We start from the raw sequence: 16,611 nt of genomic DNA, 5'->3' as shown, positions 1-16,611 counted from the left end.
CGCGGGGAGATGATGGCAAAGAAGGCGGAATCGGGTCTGATCGTCGGGCTGGATGTCGGGACCTCGAAGATCGAGGCCATCGTCGGCGAACTGAAGGACGACGGCGAGATCGAGATCATCGGCATCGGCTCGTCGCCCTCGCGCGGCCTGAAGAAGGGCGTGGTGGTCAACATCGAGTCCACCGTGCAGTCGATCCAGCGCGCGGTGGAGGAGGCCGAGCTGATGGCCGGCTGCGAGATCCACTCGGTGTACACCGGTATCGCCGGGAGTCACGTGAAGAGCTACAACTCGACCGGCGTGGTGGCCATCAAGGACGGCGAGGTGGGGCCGGGCGACGTCGAGCGGGTCATCGACGCCGCGCGGGCCATCGCGATCCCCGCCGACCAGCGCATCCTCCACGTGCTCCCGCAGGAATACATCATCGACGAGCAGGAGGGCATCCGCGAACCGGTGGGGATGTCCGGCGTGCGCCTGGAGGCGAAGGTCCATCTGGTTACCGGCGCGGTGTCGGCGGCGCAGAACATCGTGAAGTGCGTGGAGCGCTGCGGCCTGCGGGTGGACGACATCATCCTCGAACAGCTGGCGTCGTCGTATTCGGTGCTGACCGAGGACGAGAAGGACCTGGGGGTCTGCCTGGTCGATGTCGGGGGCGGCACCACCGACATCGCGGTGTTCTCCCACGGCGCGATCGCGCACACCGCGGTGCTGCCGATCGCCGGTGACCAGGTGACCAACGACATCGCGGTCGCGCTGCGCACGCCCACGCAGTACGCCGAGGAACTGAAGATGAAATACGCCTGCGCGCTGCGCTCGCTGGCCGACCCCGGGGAGTCCATCGAGGTCCCGGGGGTGGGCGACCGCGAGGCGCGCCGGCTCTCGCGGCAGACCCTGGCGTCGGTGGTGGAACCGCGTTACGAGGAGCTTCTGCAACTGGTGCAGGCCGAACTGCGCCGTTCCGGGACCGAGGAAATGATCGCCGCCGGGGTGGTGCTGACCGGCGGGTCGTCGCGGATGGAAGGTGGGGTGGACCTGGCCGAGGAGGTCTTCCACATGCCCGTTCGCCTGGGTGTTCCGCAGCACGTGACCGGGCTGCTGGACGTGGTGCGCAACCCGGTGCATGCCACCGGGGTGGGCCTGCTGCTGTATGCCCGCGAGTCACGGGCCCTGCAGGAGGCCCGCCCGGTGGAATCCGGGTTCCAGGGGATCTGGGCGCGCATGAAGCGCTGGTTTACCGGCCAGTTCTAGGCCGGACCGAAGGGCCGGACCGCTCTCCGGCTACCGAGAAGGAAGGACATGTACACACGAAACAAGAGGACGCAATCATGACGTTCGAACTGATGGATACCTTTAGCCAGAGCGCCACGATCAAGGTCGTGGGCGTGGGTGGCGGCGGCGGCAACGCCGTACAGCACATGGTTCATTCGCAGCTGGATGGCGTGGATTTTATCTGCGCCAATACCGATGCCCAGGCGCTCAAGAGTCTGGATTCCAAGACCCTGCTGCAGCTGGGCGGGGACATCACCAAGGGCCTGGGCGCCGGGGCCGATCCGTCGGTGGGCCGCGAGGCCGCACTGGAGGATCGCGAGCGGGTGCAGGACCTGCTGCACGGCGCGGACATGGTGTTCATCACCGCCGGCATGGGCGGCGGCACGGGCACCGGCGCGGCCCCGGTGGTGGCACAGATCGCCAAGGAGATGGGCATCCTGACCGTGGCCGTGGTGACCAAGCCGTTCCCGTTCGAGGGCAAGAAGCGCATGCAGGTCGCAATGTCCGGGATCAAGGCGCTGACCGAGCAGGTGGACTCCCTGATCACCATCCCCAACGAGAAGCTGCTCACGGTGATGGGCAAGAACACCACCCTGCTGGATGCCTTCAAGGCCGCCAACGACGTGCTGTTCGGCGCGGTGCAGGGCATCGCCGAGCTGATCACCCGTCCGGGCCTGATCAACGTCGACTTCGCCGACGTACGCAACGTGATGCGCGAGATGGGCATGGCGATGATGGGGACCGGCACCGGTTCCGGCGAAGACCGTGCGCGCCAGGCCGCCGAGGCCGCGATTGCCAGCCCGCTGCTGGAGGACATCGACATCTCCGGGGCGCGCGGCATCCTGGTCAACGTGACCGGGGGCATGGATGTCGGTATCGGCGAATTCGAGGAAGTCGGCGAAGCGGTGAAGGCGCTGGCCTCCGAGGACGCCACCGTGGTGGTGGGTACCGTCATCGATCCCGAGATGAGCGACGAGATGCGGGTCACGCTGGTGGCCACCGGCCTGGGCGCGCAGACCGAGCAGCCCGAACGCCCGCAGGTGCGCGTGGTGGATGCCCAGCCGCAGCAGGCGGCGGCCGGTTCCGACGTGGATTTCGATCGCCCTACGCACCAGCGTCAGCGCCGGAGCCAGGACGAGGTCGCGACGGATTACGGCAGCGGTAACCAGCAGTCGAACATCGATGTGCTCGACATCCCGGCTTTCCTGCGCAAGCAGGCGGATTGAGGGGCTTGACATGCAGGAGGAGCGGAATCCTGCAATAATGGAGCATTCGTTGTGTGCATGAACGGAGCCCGGGAGGGCCCGGGCTCCCCTCCATGCGCTCTCGCAGAAGAGGCAGTGCGTTGATCAGGCAAAGAACGCTCAAGAACAGCATCCGGGCGACCGGAGTGGGGCTCCATACGGGCGAGAAGGTCGTCCTTACGTTGCGTCCGGCCCCCCCTGATACCGGAATCGTGTTTCACCGCGATGACCTCGACCCGCCGGTGGAAATCCCGGCGCGGGCCGAGAACGTCGGGGACACGCGGCTGTCGACGACCCTGGTCAAGGGCGATGCGCGGGTCTCCACCGTGGAACATCTGCTGTCGGCGGTAGCCGGTCTGGGCATCGACAATCTCTTCGTCGACGTGAGCGCGGCGGAGGTCCCGATCATGGACGGCAGCGCCGGACCGTTCGTGTTTCTGCTGCAGTCCGCGGGTCTCAAGGAGCAGGATGCTCCCAAGGAATTCATCCGGGTGAAGCGCAGCGTGGAGGTTCGCGACGGCGACAAATGGGTGCGCTTCGATCCCTATGAAGGGTTCAAGGTCGGTTTCTGCATCGACTTTGAACACCCCATGTTCACCGACGGGAGCCAGCGCGCCGAGCTGGATTTCTCGTCTACCTCATTCGTGAAGGAAGTCTCGCGCGCCCGGACATTCGGGTTCATGCGCGACATCGAGGCCCTGCGGGCGAACCAGCTGGCACTGGGTGGCAGCCTCGACAACGCCGTGGTGCTGGACGATTTCAGGATCCTCAACGAAACCGGACTGCGCTACGACAACGAACTGGTCAAGCACAAGATCCTCGACGTGGTCGGCGATCTCTACCTGCTGGGCCACAGCCTGATCGGGGCCTTCACCGGGCACAAGTCCGGCCATGCCCTGAACAATCAGCTCATCCGTCAGCTGGCCGCGGATCGGACGGCCTGGGAAAAGGTCACCTTCGAGGATCCCTCCGAGCCGCTGCCGATCTCGTTCGGGCAGCTGGAGCCGGGCGCCACCGGCTGAGGGACGTCACCCCTTGTCGTTCCCCGTATCGCGGGGACGGGCGCGGGCCAGCCGCCGCAGTGCTCCCGCCAGCCGGGGATCGTCGACCTCGCCGGCCGTCTGTTCCAGGGTTTGGCGGGCGCTGTCCGGGATCGGCGGACGGCTGCGCACCGGATCCGGTTCGGTCGAGCGGGCCGCACCGCCCAGGGCGACCCGCACGCGCTCCACTTCGGGGTAGCCGGCCGCCTGCAGGGTCTTGAGGATCTCGCGCTGCTGGAAGCGCATCTCGGTGCACAGGGCGCGGTCGCGGCAGACTGCCACCAGGGTGGTGTCGTGGCGCACCAGCTGGAGTCGCCCACTGGCGACGTGCGTTCCGACCAGCCCGGCCAGTGCCCGTTCCAGTGCCCGGTCCGGGGTGACGTGGCTCTGCCACGCGGCGCGGATGTATCGGCCGATGCGGGGCGGCGTCATGGCTGACATGGCGCCTCCCGGTCGGGTCTTGCAGGAATCAACGGAGGTTGCATGGACCTGATGCTACTACGAGCCGGCGGTGTCTGTACCCGGATCCCGCTGTGGCTGGTGGTTCCGGTGCTGCTGGGGGTGCTGGCCGCGGTCGTGACCGCCGGCTATCAGCTGGGCCAGCAGCAGCGTGACGTGGTCGAAATCCCCGTGCTCCCGACCGTGGGCTCGCCCGATCTCGAACTCGCGGAACGCGAGCTCGCGCGCGAGGGGGTGGAGTCGCTGGCGTCCCGTCTGGTCGAGCTGGAAAACCGCCAGGCGCGCCTGGACCTGCGCATGTCCGGTCTGGGCGACGCCCTGGATCTGGACCCGGAGGCGCTGGAACCGGAGACCGGCGGTCGCGGGGGGGCGTCGCCGCCGGACACCGCGGCCGCGGTGGACCGTCGCATCGCCGCGCTGGATCACCTGCTGGGGCAGCGCGACACGACTGTCGCGCGCCTGGACGAGGCGGTGCGCGGCGATGCCCGGGACGAGCGGATGCGCCCCGGCGTGCGGCCGGTGGAATCCGAGGCCTGGGTCAGCTCGGCCTTTGGATACCGCGACGATCCGTTCACCGGCGAGCGGCGTTTTCATTCCGGCATGGACTACGCCGGACGCGAGGGCTCCGAGATCCGGGCGGCCGCGGACGGGATCGTGGTGCGGGCGGACACCAACGGTGGGTTCGGGCGCAGCGTCGACATCGTTCATGCCGACGGGTTGCTGACCCGTTACGCGCATAATGCGGAGTTGCTGGTCGATCCCGGGGAACGGGTGGAAGCAGGCCAGCCCATCGCCCGTATGGGCAGTACCGGACGGACGACGGATACCCACCTCCATTTCGAAGTTCACGGTCCCGGCGGGCCGGAAAATCCGGCCGACTACGTCCATCGCTGAGCGTGACCTCCGCGGATCGTTTATCCTAGGTCGGTTTCAGCCAATCTTCCGGATCCCCATGAAGCAGCTCGTACGCAAGTTCTTCGGCAGTCGCAACGACCGCATCATCAAGCGCTACGCGAAAAAGGCCGAGCGCATCAATGCCCTGGCCCCGGCCATCGACGATCTGCCGCAGGAAGAACTGCGGCACAAGACCGATGAATTCCGCCGACGGCTGCAGTCGGGCGAGGACCTGGATGCGCTGCTGCCCGAAGCCTTCGCGGTCTGCCGAGCGATGAGCGACCGCGTACTGGGCCTGCGCCACTTCGATGTCCAGCTGATGGGCGGGATGGTCCTGCACGACGGACGGATCGCGGAAATGCGCACCGGCGAGGGCAAGACCCTGGTCGCGACCCTGACGGCCTATCTCAATGCGCTGCCGGGTGATGGCGTGCACGTGGTGACCGTGAACGACTATCTCGCCCGCCGCGATGCGGCCTGGATGGGACGGCTCTACCAGGCCCTGGGGTTGACGGTCGGCGTCATCAACTCCTCCGGCGGACAGTCGGGCGGTGCTTCCTCGTTCGTGTTCGACCCCGACCATGTGGCGGGTGAGGACGGCATGGACGGCCTGCGGCCGGTCACCCGTACCGAGGCGTACGCGGCTGACATCACCTATGGCACGAACAACGAGTTCGGTTTCGACTATCTGCGCGACAACATGGCCTTCTCGGCCGAGCAGCGCGTGCAGCGGGGCCTGAACTACGCGCTGGTCGACGAGGTGGACTCGATCCTGATCGACGAGGCGCGCACGCCCCTGATCATTTCCGGCCCGTCCGGCTCGGACTCCGAGCTGTACGAGCGCATGAACGCGATCCCGCCGCAGCTGACACGTCAGGAAGACGAAGAGAGCGAAGGCGACTACTTCGTTGACGAGAAGGCCAAACAGGTCTTCCTCAGCGAGGACGGCCACGAGAAGGCCGAGGCCCTGCTGCGCGAGGCCGGCCTGCTGGAGGAGCACCAGTCGCTGTACGACGCCGGCGCGATCGCGGTCCTGCACCATCTGAACGCGGCGCTGCGCGCGCATGCCCTGTTCCATCGGGATGTCGACTATCTGGTGCGCGACAACCAGGTCCAGATCATCGACGAATTCACCGGCCGCATCATGACCGGTCGGCGCTGGTCCGAGGGGCTGCATCAGGCGATCGAGGCCAAGGAGGGCGTGCCGATCCAGCGCGAGAACCAGACGCTCGCCTCGATCACCTTCCAGAACTATTTCCGCCAGTACGACAAGCTGGCGGGCATGACCGGCACCGCGGATACCGAAGCCTACGAGTTCCAGACCATCTACGGCCTGGAGGTTGTGGTGGTTCCCGGGAACAAGCCGCTGATCCGCGAGGACATGCAGGACCTGGTGTACCTGACCCAGGACGAGAAGTACGACGCGATCGCGAAGGAGATCCAATGGTGCGTCGAGCGCGGCCAGCCGGTGCTGGTCGGCACGGCCTCGGTGGACAGCTCCGAGCGGCTGGCGAAGTCGCTCAAGGAGAAGGGCATCGAATTCGAGGTGCTCAACGCCAAGCAGCACGAGCGGGAGGCGCACATCATTGCCCAGGCCGGGCAGCCCGGCGCAGTGACCCTGGCCACTAACATGGCCGGTCGCGGTACCGACATCGTTCTGGGCGGCAGCCTGGATGCCGAGCTGGCCGAGGTGGATCCGGAGGACACCGAGCAGCGCGAGCGGATTCGCGAGGCATGGCAGAAGCGTCACGACGAGGTCCTGGCCTCCGGCGGCCTGCACATCATCGGCTCCGAACGGCACGAGTCGCGGCGCATCGACAACCAGCTGCGCGGACGCTCCGGGCGCCAGGGGGATCCGGGCTCCAGCCGTTTCTTCCTGTCGCTGGAGGATAACCTGATGCGGGTGTTCGCCTCCGAGCGCGTCAAGTCGCTGATGAGCCGCCTGGGGATGAAGGAAGGCGAGGCGATCGAAAACGCATGGGTCTCGCGGGCGATCGAGAACGCCCAGCGCAAGGTCGAGGCGCACAACTTCGACATCCGCAAGCAGTTGCTGGAATACGACGACGTCGCCAACGACCAGCGCCAGGTCATCTACGAGCAGCGCGCGGAACTGCTGACCACCGAAGACATCAGCGACACCATTGATGCCCTCGTGGCCGACGTGATGAATGCGCAGATCAGCGAATACATCCCGCCCGGCAGCATCGAGGATATCTGGGATCCGGAAGGGCTGGAGCAGGCGCTGCGCAACGAATTCGGCCTGGAACTGCCGGTCAAGCAGTGGCTGGATGACGAGGACGACCTGCACGAGGAACCCCTGCGCGAGCGCATCATCGAGCGGGCGCGCGAGACCCTCAACGGCAAGCGCGAACAGCTGGGCGATGCCACCATGAACCGCCTGCAACGAGACGTGATGCTGCAGGTGCTGGATTCGCAGTGGAAGGAACACCTGGCGGCGATGGACTATCTGCGCCAGGGGATCGGCCTGCGCGGGTATGCCAACCGCAATCCCAAGCAGGAATACAAGAAAGAAGCGTTCGCAATGTTCCAGTCGCTGCTGGAGCGCATCAAGCACGACGTGATCAAGATGCTGCTGCGTATCCAGCTGCGTTCCGCCGAGGACGCCGAACAGCTGCAGCCGGAACGCCAGGCACCGGATACCGGGGCCATGAATTTCCGCCACGAGAATCCCGACAGTCCTCTGGCCGCGGACGAGGACGACGGGGGCGCCGCGGACGAGGGCGCACGCAAGGTCGCCGGTGGTGACGAGACGTACCGGCGGGAGGAGCCCAAGCTCGGACGCAACGAGCCCTGCTGGTGCGGTTCCGGCAAGAAATACAAGCACTGCCACGGCCGGCTCTGATGGCCGTGGGACTGCAGGAACCGTCGGCGCCACCGGGCGTGCCGGGCATCCGTCTGGCAGCCGGCGCGGCCGGCATCCGTTATGCGGGTCGGGATGACCTGGTGCTGATGGACGGTGGCGAACACGCAGTGGTCGCCGCGTTGTACACAACCAGTGCCTTTCGCGCTGCGCCGGTGGAAGTCGCCCGACGGCATCAGGCGGAGGGGCGTCCGCGCTGGCTTCTGATCAATGCCGGGAACGCCAACGCGGGTACCGGTGAGCCCGGGCTGCGTGCGGCCGAGGCGAGCTGCACGGCCCTGGCCCGGCTGGCCGGCTGCGAGGCCTCGGCGGTGCTGCCGTTTTCCACCGGGGTGATCGGCGAGCCGTTTCCGCTGGAGCGGCTGGAGGCGGCCCTGCCGGGGCTCTACGACGGACTCGTGGAGGATGGCGAAAGCTGGCTGCGGGCGGCGCGGGCGATCATGACCACTGACACGGTGACGAAAGTCGCGAGCCGCGACGCCCGTCTGTCCGAAGGGCGCGTGCGACTGACAGGCATGGCGAAGGGATCGGGGATGATCCATCCCGACATGGCGACGATGCTGGGTTTTGTCGGCACGGACCTGGCCACCGATGCGGACGAGCTGGACGCGCTGCTGCGCGAGGCGAACCGTGACAGTTTCAACGCCATTACCGTGGATGGCGATACCTCGACCAATGACGCGCTGGTCTGCATGGCCAGCGGGGCCAGCGGTGTCCGTCTGGTCGGCGATGCCGACCGCACCGCGTTCGCGCAGGCGCTGGGGTCACTGTGTCTGGAACTGGCGACCGCGATCGTGCGCGACGGGGAAGGGGCGACCAAGTTCGTGACCGTGGAGGTGACGGGCGGATGCGAGCGGGCGGAAGCCGAGCGCGTTGCCGAGACGGTCGCGTTGTCCCCTCTGGTGAAGACTGCGCTGTACGCCAGCGACCCGAACTGGGGGCGCATCCTCGCGGCCGTGGGACGGGCCGGCGTCAGCGATCTCCGGATCGAGGGGGTCACGGTCGACATCAACGGTCTGGCGATCGTGCGCGGTGGCGGCCGCGCGCCCGGATACCGTGAGGAAGACGGCCAGGCCGCCTTCGCGGCCGACGAGATCACCATCGCCATCGACCTCGGACGGGGCGATGCGCGGGCGCGCAAGTACACCTGCGATTTCTCCCACGAGTACGTGCGCATCAATGCCGAATACCGCTCCTGAGGCGGCACCGCTCGATGTGGCGCTGGGCGTGATCGAGGACGGGGCCGGCCGGGTCCTGGTCGGTCAACGCGGGGCCGGGCAGCATCAGCCGGACCGCCTCGAATTCCCCGGCGGCAAGCTGGAGGCGGACGAGTCCCCGGCCGCGGGCCTGGTGCGCGAGATCCGGGAGGAGACCGCGCTGGAGGTGGCCCATGCCATCCCCTGCCTGCGGCTGGAGCATGACTACGGCGACCGCCGCGTGCGGCTGCACGTGTTCCGGGTGCCGGACTGGAGCGGCGAGGTCCGGGAGTGCGAAGGCTGCGCCCTGCGCTGGCGCGAGGCGACCGCGCTGGATCCGGCGGATTTCCCGGCCGCCAACGGCCCGATTCTGCGCCTGTTGCAGCTCCCCGATTTCCTTCTGGTGACGCCCGACCCGGCCGGGTCCGACGGCATCGCCGCCGTGGTGGACCGTGTGGCGGCCCGCCTCCGGCACGGGGATGTGGGGCTGTTGCAGGTCCGTGCGCCGGGGCTGGCTCGGGACGACTATCTCCGCTTTGCCCATGACCTGGTGACGGTCGCGCAGTCGCTGGGTACCGAAGTGCTCCTGAACGCGCCGCTGGACTGGCTGGACGAGCTACCGCCGGCCGGGGTGCATCTGCCGGAGCGGCGCTGGCGGGCGCTGTCCCGGCGCCCCGCGGTGGCCGGCCGGATCAGCGTGTCCGCGCACGATGTCACGGGTCTCCGGGAGGCGGGGAGGCTGGCGCCCGATCTGGCCGTGGTCGGACCGGTCCGGCCGACGCGGACGCACCCGGGGGCGACGCCGCTGGGCTGGGACGGTCTGGCACGTCTGACCGCGGCGAGTCCGGTGCCGGTCTACGCCCTGGGGGGGCTGGACGCGGGCAGCCTCGCGCCGGCCCGCGCCGCCGGCGCCTGCGGGATCGCAGCCATCCGTGGTCTGCTCGGAGAGCCGCCGGGCGGCCGGGAGTGACGTCACGGGCGGTGCCGCCCTGGGCTGCCTACAGGGCGCAGCAGCAAAGGCCGAATGTGACATCCTCGCGCACCGGATTCGGGCGCGAGCGGAAATCGCCGGGATCCATGAAGCGCACGGTAAAGCGCTGACGCCCGCCCGAGATCTCGGGGTAGATGCCCAGCTGCGGGTCCACGCTGACCCGAATCATCTGCCAGGCGTGCTGGCTGTCCAGGGGCTGTTCCAGGAATCCCTCCTCGGCGGTGACGCTGCGGTCGTTGCCGGATCCGCGGATATAGCGCAGCACGTGCTGCGTGGCCTCGGTCACGCTCTCCAGCGGCCGGAACCACTCCAGCAGCAGCTCGGTGCGTGCGTCCACGGGCTGTGACAGCCAGTGGTGGTAGATCGGGAGATCGAAGTCGAAGGCGCCCCCGGGCAGGGCCATCCTCTGGCGCACACTGTTGAAGAATTCGTTCTCGCGGACCGCCCCGTCCAGGGCTCCGGCCTGTTCTTCCAGTGCGGAATGCAGGCGTCGCTGGTCGTCCATCGTGCTTCGGAAACGGCTGGCGTCGATCCCGGGCTGGTCGGCCAGCCGCTGCAGATTGGCGGTCTGGCGTTCGATCTCTCCCATCAGTTCGCGCTTGATGTCGACGCGCGTGACCAGCGCATAGATGTCGACCAGAGAGACCAGGGCCTCGTGATGGTCGTAAGGTTGCCCTGCCTGCAGGGCGTCACCGAAACGTTGCGTAAGCGCCTCCAGCCGGAGCAGGAGGCGGATCCGTTCGTGAAGGGGCTGTTCGAAGATCAGCGGACGGGTCACGGCGGCGCCATTGGATTGAAGATCCTGCAGTATCGAACATTGGGGGGCATGGTTTCTACCCGTCGGAAGTGAGGGAGCGCAATTCGCGGTCGATGGTCAGCACCTGTTCACGAAGCCGGGCATCGTCCACGAAGTCCCGGTTGTCGATCCAGGCATCGGCCCGGCGGCGGCGTTCGTCGGCACTGAGCTGACGTTCCATGATGGCGGCGACCTCCTCCCGGGTCCGGTCGTCGCGCCGGGTGACTCGTTCGATTTGCTCCTCGGGCGTGCATTCGACGGTGATTACCCGCACGAAATCGTCCTCCCAGCCGGCCTCGAACAGCAGCGGGACCATGATCAGGGCATACGGGGCGTCCGTGTCGTATTGCTCGAGTCGGGAATGGATCTCCCGATGGACCCGCGGGTGAACGATGGCTTCCAGCGCTTCGCGCTCGGCCGGGTCGGCAAACACGCGCGCGGCCAGCGCACGTCGATCGAGGTGGCCGCGCGGATCGAGCACCCCGGGGCCGAAGTGTTCAACGATGGCCCCGTGCAGGGGGTGGCCGGGTTCCTGCAGTTCGCGGGTGACGCGGTCGGCATCCAGAACCGGTACCCCCAGTTCCGCGAACAATGCCGCCACCCGGGTTTTCCCGGATCCGATTCCGCCGGTCAGGCCCGCCCGTTCCATACCTCCGATTATAGGCCGTGCGGGAAATAGATGCGCAGCAAGGCGTCGCCCGTGATCAGCGTCAGCCAGCCGGCGGCGGCGAGGTACGGGCCGAAAGGAATGGGGATGTTGCGGTCCCGCCCGCGCAAGGCGATCAGCGCGATCCCGACCGCTGCGCCCACCAGTGACGCGAGCAGCAGGATGACGGGCAGGGCCTGCCAGCCCAGCCACGCCCCGAGGGCAGCCAGCAGCTTGAAATCGCCATAACCCATCCCTTCCTTCCCGGTGAGCAGGCGGAAGCCGTGGAAGATCAGCCACAGGAGCAGGTAACCCGCCATGGCCCCGAACACCGCGGACTGCAGATCGGTGAACAGCCCGAAGCTGTTGACCAGCAGGCCGAGCCACAGCAGCGGGAGCGTCAGCTGGTCCGGCAGCAGGGTGGTGCGGGCGTCGATTCCCCCGGCCGCGACCAGGACGGACGTCAGGATCAGGGCCATGCCGGCTTCGATGCCCGCGCCGAAATACCAGACGGTGACTGCGAACAGGATCCCGGTGAGTAGTTCCACCGCCGGATATTCCCAGCTGATGCGCACACCACAGCCGGGACAGCGGCCACGCAGGAACACAAAGCTGAGCAGCGGGATGTTCTCGATCGCGCGGATGGCGCGCTGGCAGTTCGGACAGCGTGAGCGGGGGCGGACCAGGTCGAAACGTTCTGCGGTGGCATCCGCTGCGGGTTCCTCGCCATGCAGCACGTAGCGGGCCTCGGCCTGCCACTCCCGTTCGAGCATCACCGGCAGCCGCGCGATGACGACGTTGATGAAGCTGCCGATCATGAGCCCGAGTACGGCGGCGACCACGATCGCGATCGTCGTGTTGGCCAGCAGGTCGCTCATGGCCGGCGGCTGCGGATGGCCTTCACAGAACCTGCCCCATGTGGAAGATCGGCAGGTACATGGCGATCACCAGGCCGCCGACCAGCACGCCCAGCACGACCATGATCAGCGGCTCGAGCAGGCTGGACAGGCTGTCCACCGCGTTGTCGACTTCTTCTTCGTAGAAGTCGGCGACCTTGCCCAGCATGGTGTCCAGCGAGCCGGATTCCTCGCCGATCGCGACCATCTGCACCACCATGTTGGGGAACACGGCGGTATTGCGCATCGACCATTGCAGCTGGCCGCCGGCCGCGGTCTCATCGCGCATGCGCTCGGTCGCTTCGCGATACACGGCGTTGCCCGTGGCGCCGGAGACCGAATTGAGGGCGTCCACCAAAGGCACGCCGGCGGCGAACATGGTGGACAGTGTGCGGGCGAAACGCGCCACCGCGGCCTTGCGCAGGATGGGCCCGAACGCCGGAGCGCGCAGGATCGCGATGTCGAGGAAGCGATCGAATTTCGGGAGACGCTGGCGTGCCTGGACAAAGAGGAAACCGGCCAGAACGGCCCCGCCCAGCAGGGCCCACCACCAGGCCTGTACGAACTCCGACATGTTGATGACCATGCGGGTGAACACCGGGAGGTCCGCGCCGAAGCCCTGGAACAGGGATTCGAACTGCGGCACCACGTAGATCAGCAGGATCGCCGTTACCACGATGGCCACCACGATGACCGCCGCCGGATAGAACAGGGCCTTGCGGATCTTGGCCTTGAGGGCCTCCGTCTTTTCCTTGTAGGTGGCGATCTTGTCGAGCAGCGTCTCCAGGGTTCCGGACTGCTCGCCCGACTCGACCAGATTCACCACGAGGTCGTCGAAGTGCTTCGGGTGCTTGGACAGGGCGGTGGCGAAGGTGTCGCCGCCCTCGACGTCGGTCTTGATCTGCATGATCAGATCGCGCATCGAGGCCTTTTCGTTGCCCCGTCCCACGATTTCGAACGCCTGCACCAGCGGCACGCCCGACTGCAGCATGGTGGTCATCTGCCGCAGGAAATACGCGATGTCGGCGGGGATGATCTTCTTCTGCCCGCCACCCAGAAGGGGTTTCGGCTTCTTCTTGATCTTCAGAACGTTGACACCGTTCTTGCGCAGTTCGGCGCGCGCGGAGGTCTCGTTTTCCGCGGGCACTTCGCCCTTGACGCGGTCGCCGTTCTTGTTGAGGCCTTCCCAAGTATAGATCGTGCCGGAATCGGCCATTCCCTGTCCCCCTTAGCCGCTAGTCGATGGTCACGCGGTTGACTTCTTCCAGGCTGGTCAGCCCTTCGATGACCTTGTGCAGGCCCGCCCGCCGCAGGTCCTTGATGCCTTCTTTTTCGGCCTGGCGGGCGAGTTCGGTGCTGTTGCCATTTTCAAGGATGATCCGTTCAAGTTCCTCCGAGATCGGCATAACCTGGTAGATCCCGAGCCGGCCCTTGTAGCCATTGGTGCACTGATCGCAGCCCACCGGCCGGTACACCGTAAAGCCCTGTTCGAGCTCCTCGTCGGTAAAGCCCTCGTCGCGCAGCGTTTCCTCCGGCAGATCCTCGGGTGCCTTGCAGTTGGGGCACAGACGGCGCGCCAGTCGCTGCGCGATGATCAGCAGGATGGACGAGGCGATGTTGTACGGCGGCACCCCCATGTTGGCCAGGCGCGTCAGGGTTTGCGGCGCATCGTTGGTGTGCAGGGTGGAGAGTACCAGATGCCCGGTCTGAGCGGCCTTGATGGCGATCTCGGCGGTTTCCAGGTCGCGGATCTCGCCGACCATGATCACGTCGGGGTCCTGGCGCAGGAAGGCGCGCAGTGCGCTGGCGAACGTCAGTCCGACCTTGGGGTTGATGTTGACCTGGTTCACCCCGGGCATGTTGATTTCGGACGGGTCTTCCGCAGTGGAGATGTTGCGGTCCGACGTGTTGAGGATGCCCAGACCGGTGTAGAGGGAGACGGTCTTGCCGGAGCCGGTCGGTCCGGTCACCAGGATCATCCCGTACGGGCGCCCGAGGGCCTCCAGGTACTGCGCCTTCTGCTCCTCCTCGTAACCGAGCTGATCGATGCCCATCGAGGCCGAGCTCGGGTCGAGGATGCGCAGTACGATTTTTTCGCCGCACAGCGTGGGCAGGGAGCTGACACGGAAGTCGATCGCGCGGGTGCGTGAGAGCTTCAGCTTGATGCGCCCGTCCTGCGGGATGCGGCGTTCGGCGATATCCATGCGCGACATGACCTTGACGCGGGCCAGGATGCGGGGAGCCAGCGAGTTCGGCGGGTGAGCCACCTCATGCAGCACGCCGTCAATGCGAAAACGAACCCGGAAATCCTTCTCGAAAGGTTCCAGGTGGATGTCCGATGCCTTACGGTTGATCGCGTCCATCAGCAGCTTGTTGACGAACCGAACTACCGGGGCGTCATCAACGGCATCACCTTCATCCGAGGCACTCTCGGTATCGGAATCGGCTTCGACATTCAGACTGTCGAGCTCGTCATCGCCGAGATCTTCCATCAACTGGGACGAGGCATTCAGTGCGTCGTCGATGGCCTTGTCCAGTTTCTTCGGTTCGACCAGCACCGCATCGACGGGCATCCCGGTGGCGAATTTGAATTCGTCGGTGGCCACCAGGTTGGTGGGATCGGATACCGCGATGAACAACCGATTCCCGCGTTGCATCAGAGGCAGGGCATGATGCTTCTGGATCAGCTTCTCGTTCAGGTGGTCGCGCGGAATGACTTCCTCGTCAAAGGCGGCCATGTCCAGTACCGGAAGCCCGAACTCCTCCGCCGCCGCTTCGACGAGTCGTGGTTCCGGCACGTCGCCCTTGTCGGCCAGCAGCGCCATGAGTGGGGTCTGTTGGGTCCGCGCCTGTTCGACCAGCTGTTGGGCGATGTCCTGTGCAATCAGCCCGTTGTCGACGAGGCGTTTTGCCAGCCCCGGCAGGCGGGGGGTCGTGTTGCTGTTGGCCATGGGTGTTCGCAGACGTTATTGGGGATGATCCACACTGTACGTGGCGCGGTCCGGAATGGAAACGCATGCCGAGCTGGCGCTGCGGTTGTTCCTCACATTGGCCCGATATTAGAGCGGTTATTCGGCGGATTACAAGGATGGGAACAAGGTTTTTCGCTGTCCGCGCCCTCGATGCGGGCCCGTCGACGGTTCTGCGAACGGCGTCTCGGGCGGGGTTGACTTGCCTCGATTCGTCTCTCAGAATGCACGGCTTGGTTCAGGAGGGATACCCAAGCGGCCAACGGGGGCAGACTGTAAATCTGCTGGCACAGCCTTCGGAGGTTCGAATCCTCCTCCCTCCACCACCCAGTTTCATGCCAGCGACCCGAGCGGGCGATGGCGAGAAAGCCAGGTTCTGCGGGTGTAGTTCAATGGTAGAACCTCAGCCTTCCAAGCTGATGATGTGGGTTCGATTCCCATCACCCGCTCCAGATTCTGGCTTGCAGGTCAGGCTCATGTAGCTCAGCAGGTAGAGCACTTCCTTGGTAAGGAAGAGGTCACCGGTTCGAGTCCGGTCATGAGCTCCATTTTTGGTACGTAGCAACGTCAGTGCTGCCGTCGTAGCGACAGCGTCACGATCCGGGGAAGCGAGATATGTCCAAGGAAAAGTTCGAACGCAAGAAGCCGCACGTGAATGTGGGGACGATTGGTCATGTGGACCACGGGAAGACGACGCTGACGGCGGCGTTGACGGTGGTTCAGGCGAAGAAGTACGGCAGCGATGCGCGTGCCTTTGACCAGATTGACAACGCGCCGGAAGAGAAGCAGCGCGGGATCACGATTGCGACGGCGCACGTGGAGTACGAGTCGGACACGCGCCACTATGCGCACGTGGACTGCCCGGGGCACGCGGACTATGTGAAGAACATGATCACCGGTGCTGCGCAGATGGATGGTGCGATCCTGGTGGTTTCGGCGGCGGACGGCCCGATGCCGCAGACGCGGGAGCACATCCTGCTGTCGCGCCAGGTGGGCGTGCCGCACATCGTGGTGTTCCTGAACAAGGCGGACATGGTGGACGATCCGGAGCTCCTGGAGCTGGTGGAGATGGAGGTCCGCGATCTGCTGTCGAGCTATGATTTTCCGGGTGACGACACGCCGGTGGTCACCGGTTCTGCGCTGAAGGCGCTGGAAGGCGACGAAAGCGAGATGGGCGCCCAGGCGATCCACAAGCTGGTTGACGAGATGGACCGCTTCATCCCCGAGCCGGAGCGCGCGGTGGACGGTGCGTTCCTGATGCCGGTGGAAGACGTGTTCTCGATTTCCGGTCGCGGCACCGTGGTCACCGGTCGCGTCGAGCGCGGTGTGGTCA

At 66.3% G+C, this 16,611-nt stretch carries 14 protein-coding genes and 3 tRNA genes; 11 read left to right on the top strand and 6 right to left on the bottom strand.

All coding sequences use genetic code 11. From position 1 onward, the window contains the following. Positions 1–9: 9 nt before the first annotated feature. From ftsA to lpxC, 3 genes are all read left to right on the top strand, one after another. On the top strand, positions 10–1,245 hold the full coding sequence (gene ftsA, locus G020_RS0100085) for a cell division protein FtsA (RefSeq protein WP_018869879.1): 1,236 nt from the start codon (positions 10–12) through the stop codon (positions 1,243–1,245). A 77-nt stretch (positions 1,246–1,322) separates the two neighbouring features. Then, positions 1,323–2,492 (top strand): cell division protein FtsZ, encoded by a 1,170-nt coding sequence (gene ftsZ / locus G020_RS0100080; RefSeq protein ID WP_018947368.1) that lies wholly within the window; start codon positions 1,323–1,325, stop codon positions 2,490–2,492. Between the two features lie 119 nt (positions 2,493–2,611). Beyond that, on the top strand, positions 2,612–3,532 hold the full coding sequence (lpxC, locus tag G020_RS0100075) for a UDP-3-O-acyl-N-acetylglucosamine deacetylase (RefSeq protein WP_081647362.1): 921 nt from the start codon (positions 2,612–2,614) through the stop codon (positions 3,530–3,532). A 6-nt stretch (positions 3,533–3,538) separates the two neighbouring features. Here lpxC and G020_RS0100070 read toward each other — a convergent pair whose 3' ends face one another. Next, positions 3,539–3,982: a DciA family protein gene (locus tag G020_RS0100070; RefSeq protein WP_024328176.1), complete on the bottom strand. Its 444-nt coding sequence runs from the start codon at positions 3,980–3,982 to the stop codon at positions 3,539–3,541. Positions 3,983–4,033: 51 nt separating this feature from the next. Here G020_RS0100070 and G020_RS0100065 point away from each other — a divergent pair, with 51 nt between their 5' ends. The 4 genes from G020_RS0100065 to G020_RS0100050 are packed head-to-tail and all read left to right on the top strand — an operon-like array spanning position 4,034 to position 9,950. Beyond that, entirely contained in the window at positions 4,034–4,903 is an 870-nt protein-coding gene (locus tag G020_RS0100065) for a M23 family metallopeptidase (protein WP_024328175.1), read from the top strand. A gap of 58 nt (positions 4,904–4,961) precedes the next feature. After that, positions 4,962–7,766, top strand: a complete 2,805-nt coding sequence (gene secA / locus G020_RS0100060; RefSeq protein ID WP_024328174.1) for a preprotein translocase subunit SecA — start codon at positions 4,962–4,964, stop codon at positions 7,764–7,766. Next, complete coding sequence (argJ, locus tag G020_RS0100055; RefSeq protein ID WP_024328173.1) at positions 7,766–8,983, top strand: bifunctional glutamate N-acetyltransferase/amino-acid acetyltransferase ArgJ; 1,218 nt, start codon at positions 7,766–7,768, stop codon at positions 8,981–8,983. The genes secA and argJ overlap by 1 nt, the downstream gene beginning before the upstream one ends. Further along, a complete protein-coding gene (locus tag G020_RS0100050) occupies positions 8,964–9,950 on the top strand; it encodes a Nudix family hydrolase (protein ID WP_024328172.1) in 987 nt (328 codons plus the stop codon). Before argJ ends, G020_RS0100050 begins: the two co-directional genes overlap by 20 nt. 28 nt (positions 9,951–9,978) lie before the next feature. Here G020_RS0100050 and zapD read toward each other — a convergent pair whose 3' ends face one another. From zapD to pilB, 5 genes are read right to left on the bottom strand one after another with little or no spacing between them, the layout of a single operon-like run. Continuing rightward, positions 9,979–10,749, bottom strand: a complete 771-nt coding sequence (gene zapD / locus G020_RS0100045) for a cell division protein ZapD (RefSeq protein WP_024328171.1) — start codon at positions 10,747–10,749, stop codon at positions 9,979–9,981. 55 nt (positions 10,750–10,804) lie between these two features. Beyond that, positions 10,805–11,416, bottom strand: coding sequence for a dephospho-CoA kinase (gene coaE, locus G020_RS0100040; protein ID WP_024328170.1), 612 nt, complete (start codon positions 11,414–11,416; stop codon positions 10,805–10,807). Positions 11,417–11,424: 8 nt separating this feature from the next. Further along, positions 11,425–12,291: an A24 family peptidase gene (locus tag G020_RS0100035; RefSeq protein ID WP_024328169.1), complete on the bottom strand. Its 867-nt coding sequence runs from the start codon at positions 12,289–12,291 to the stop codon at positions 11,425–11,427. Between the two features lie 22 nt (positions 12,292–12,313). After that, complete coding sequence (locus G020_RS0100030; protein WP_018869890.1) at positions 12,314–13,525, bottom strand: type II secretion system F family protein; 1,212 nt, start codon at positions 13,523–13,525, stop codon at positions 12,314–12,316. Between the two features lie 19 nt (positions 13,526–13,544). Then, positions 13,545–15,260 carry a type IV-A pilus assembly ATPase PilB gene (pilB, locus tag G020_RS0100025; protein WP_024328168.1) on the bottom strand — a complete coding sequence of 572 codons (1,716 nt, stop codon included), beginning with the start codon at positions 15,258–15,260 and terminating at the stop codon, positions 13,545–13,547. Between the two features lie 259 nt (positions 15,261–15,519). Between pilB and G020_RS0100020 the strand changes: the two genes are divergently transcribed. From G020_RS0100020 to G020_RS0100005, 4 genes are all read left to right on the top strand, one after another. After that, positions 15,520–15,604 (top strand) — tRNA-Tyr (locus tag G020_RS0100020). A 52-nt stretch (positions 15,605–15,656) separates the two neighbouring features. Then, positions 15,657–15,730, top strand: a tRNA-Gly gene (locus G020_RS0100015). Positions 15,731–15,750: 20 nt separating this feature from the next. Further along, a tRNA-Thr gene (locus tag G020_RS0100010) sits at positions 15,751–15,826 on the top strand. Positions 15,827–15,893: 67 nt separating this feature from the next. Further along, the coding region (locus tag G020_RS0100005; protein WP_024328167.1) for an elongation factor Tu at positions 15,894–16,611 on the top strand (718 nt) is incomplete at its 3' end.

It is taken from the genome of Thioalkalivibrio sp. ALR17-21 (assembly GCF_000420185.1).
GTDB classification, from domain to species: Bacteria; Pseudomonadota; Gammaproteobacteria; order Ectothiorhodospirales; family Ectothiorhodospiraceae; genus Thioalkalivibrio; species Thioalkalivibrio halophilus.
The sequence above is the reverse complement of the archived record's forward strand: the minus strand, read 5'-3'. Positions and strand labels throughout refer to the sequence as shown.